Origin of the sequence: Syntrophorhabdus sp. (genome assembly GCA_012719415.1) — a bacterium.
Lineage (GTDB): Bacteria > Desulfobacterota > Syntrophorhabdia > Syntrophorhabdales > Syntrophorhabdaceae > Delta-02.
The window spans coordinates 1-3,077 of record JAAYAK010000101.1 but is presented as its reverse complement, the minus strand read 5'-3'; the positions used below and the strand labels follow the sequence as shown (position 1 = coordinate 3,077).

The following is a 3,077-nucleotide window of genomic DNA, read 5'->3' as shown; positions in this document are numbered from 1 at the left end:
TACGCTGCCCTTGAAATCGACGTTGCCGACGGAGTAGTTGATGTCCCCCTTGATGTTGTACACAGGCTCGACGAACACGGACCTTCCCTTCAGGAAGGGCTGCCCGGCAATGGCTGCGGTGACTTCCCTGCCATCGGGAGAGATGATGGTGTTCCTCCCGGCGGTGAAGGCGATGTCCCTGCCGGGTTTTGCCGGTATTTCCTTTCCCGTGACCGTCATCCCCGCCTTCCCCGGCGTGGCCGGTATCTTCCTCGCCAGCACATCACCTTCAGCAGCGGCGTAGATGAGCTTGAGTTCCCTGAAGTCCACCTTGTTGTTTTCCAGTTCCTTCGGGTGCATCGTCAACTGGAGGGGGAACAGGCAATCGATGTCGGCGTCCGTTCCGTGAACGGGCTCTTTCGCCCTGGCGATCACGACGGGTCTGTCATAGGTCTTTTCAGACAGGGCGAGGACCACCCGGTCGAGATCCACCCCGCAGACGATCCCCATCTCGTTGAGCCTGAGCTGGATGTCCACCATGGTGATTTCCCTGCCGCCGTGCCCTTGTTTCAGGTTCAATGTGGCGACACGCTGCGGCGCGTCGACCTTGATCTCGAACTCCTGATCCTTTGCGAAAGCCGCACGAAAGGGCTGGCCCGCGGTCTTCCGTGCCAGTTCCTTTGCGATGGTCGCTTTGTCGATGAAGTAGGGCAGGTTCCGCCCTTCAAGGTCCCGCACGACCTCTTCCAGTGAGGGATGCTCCCATGCCTCGTGAATGGTGACAAAGGCACTGCCCTCTTCCTCGTTCACTTCGATCGTGAAAGGGTCCCGCCTGTCGCTGTCCACGTCGTTATGTTCGCGCAATGATGTCATGACCGTTACTCCCCCTGTATCATTGTCATCGGACGACCGGATAAATCCTTAAGAATGTCCTGCTATTGTTGAGATGGTCCGCCCGCCGCCCCCCGGGGGAGTGGAACGGAGGCTGACGCATTGGTTGCCGCCGGGGCGAGGTGGTTCGAGGAGGGCCTTTTCCCGGCCCGGCGAACCCCGGGAGACAATGCGCTTCGCGCCGTGCCCCGGTACGCAGGGGATTTTTGTGTTGACTCCCGGTTCGCTATCAATCATCATAATAACTGATCATGAAGAACCGAAGCGGACAACGGGAAGCGGTCGGGAAGGTGTGGGCCGGAGTGCTGGTGTGTCTTGTCGTCATCCTCATGACGGCGGCGGGATATGGCCAGCCTGCCTTGAAAAAGATCACCTTCATCCCCCAGTGGAGTCCGCAGGCCCAGTTTGCCGGTTATTATGCCGCCTACGAGAAGGGCATTTACGCCAGGCATGGCCTCAACGTGAAGATCCTCCGGGGAGGGGCCCACAGGCCGTCATCGGAGCTTCTCGAGAATGGCGAGGCCGATGTTGGCACTATCTGGCTCTCCACGGCCCTCCAGAAGCGTTCGGGCGGTGTGAGGCTCGTCAATATCGCCCAGGTGGCGCAGCGGTCATCACTTATGCTCATAGCGAAGAAGTCGCGGGGCATCAGAAGGCCGGAGGACCTCGAAGGGAAGAAGGTGGGGCTGTGGGGTGACGATTTCCGCATACAGCCGACGGCGTTCTTCAAGAAATACGCGATAAAGGTCAAGGTCGTCCCCCAATCATACTCGGTGAACCTCTTTCTTCGCGACGGTGTCGACGCCGCGTCGGCCATGTGGTACAACGAGTATCATACGATACTCAATGCCGGGATCAACGCCGACGAGCTGACATCGTTCTTCTACAGCGATTACGGCCTGAACTTTCCCGAGGATGGGATCTACGTCATGGAGGAGACGCTTAAAAAGGACCCTGCCGCGGTGTGTGCCTTCGTGAACGCCTCTCTCGAGGGCTGGCGCTGGGCCTTCGACCACCCGGAAGAGGCCATCGATATCATCCTCAAGTACATGGTCGAGGCGAACGTACCGGCCAACAAGGTGCACCAGCGATGGATGCTGGAAAGGATGAAGGACGTGATCATTCCCTCCGGCAGTGACCGGGCGGCGATGGGCGTCCTCAAGAAGGAAGATTACGAGAGAGTGGGGAAAGAGCTGAAGGAGGGCGGTCTTATCGCGGATGTGCCCGGCATGGACGCCTTCGCTTTCACCTGTGCGGGATATGTTCAAAAATAAAGGTATCGCCTTCAAACTGGTCCTTTTCTTCACATTAAGCAGCGCCGCCATCTTTGCCGCCATATTCAGCTACAACTATCTTGTCTCCCGCAGGATGATCCAGAAGGGTATCGAAGAGAACTCGGCGAACCTCATCACCACCACGACGAGCAGGATCGAGGTCCTTCTGACGTCCACCCAGAAGGTACCCCAGAACACGGCATATCTTCTCGAGAACACGAACTACGACGAGGCCGAGCTTTTCAAGGTCATCTATGCCATCGTGGAGAAGAATCCGGAGATATACGGCGCGGCGGTCGCCTTCGAACCCTACGCCTTCGACAGGACGAAGAAGTATTTCGCTCCCTATTTCTACAGGAACGGCGAGGGGATAAGCTTCAAGTATCTCGACAGGTTCTACGATTACTTCCACTGGGATTGGTACCAGATCCCCCGGGAGCTTGAACAGCCGCAATGGACGGAGCCCTATTTCGGCGAGGGCGGGGGCGTCCTCATGTCCTCCTATGCCGTTCCTTTCTACAGGGTTGTGGACGGAACGCGAAGGCTGACCGGCGTGGTCGTCGTGGACATTTCCGTGGAAGAGCTCAGGAAGATCGTTTCCTCCATCAGGATCCTGAGATCGGGCTACGGGTTCTTGATATCAAAGAACGGGACGTTCGTCACCCACCCCATCAAAGAACACATCATGAACGAAACGATCTTCTCCATTGCGGAGGAGCGGAAGGATCCAATGCTGCGCGAGACGGGACGGAGGATGATACGGGGAGAGACGGGTTATTCCGCAGGCTCTGTGAAGAGCGCCGTGACGGGCAAGACCTGCATCATGACCTATGTCCCCATCAAATCCAACGGGTGGTCTCTGGGCGTTCTCTTTCCCTACGATGAGCTCATGGCCGACATCACCAACCTCAATCACGTGGTGCTGGCGCTGGG

General features: G+C 57.8%; 3 protein-coding genes. 2 read left to right on the top strand and 1 reads right to left on the bottom strand.

Translation table 11 applies throughout. From position 1 onward, the window contains the following. A partial coding sequence (locus GXX82_06315) for a DUF342 domain-containing protein (GenBank protein NLT22643.1) occupies nt 1–852 on the bottom strand: 852 nt, incomplete at its 3' end. A 269-nt stretch (nt 853–1,121) separates the two neighbouring features. Here GXX82_06315 and GXX82_06310 point away from each other — a divergent pair. Both GXX82_06310 and GXX82_06305 read left to right on the top strand, forming a co-directional pair. Continuing rightward, nucleotides 1,122–2,144 carry an ABC transporter substrate-binding protein gene (locus GXX82_06310; GenBank protein NLT22642.1) on the top strand — a complete coding sequence of 341 codons (1,023 nt, stop codon included), beginning with the start codon at nt 1,122–1,124 and terminating at the stop codon, nt 2,142–2,144. Continuing rightward, nucleotides 2,131–3,077, top strand: a 947-nt coding sequence (locus GXX82_06305; GenBank protein NLT22641.1) for a serine/threonine protein phosphatase, incomplete at its 3' end; no start/stop codon positions are given. The genes GXX82_06310 and GXX82_06305, both read left to right, overlap by 14 nt.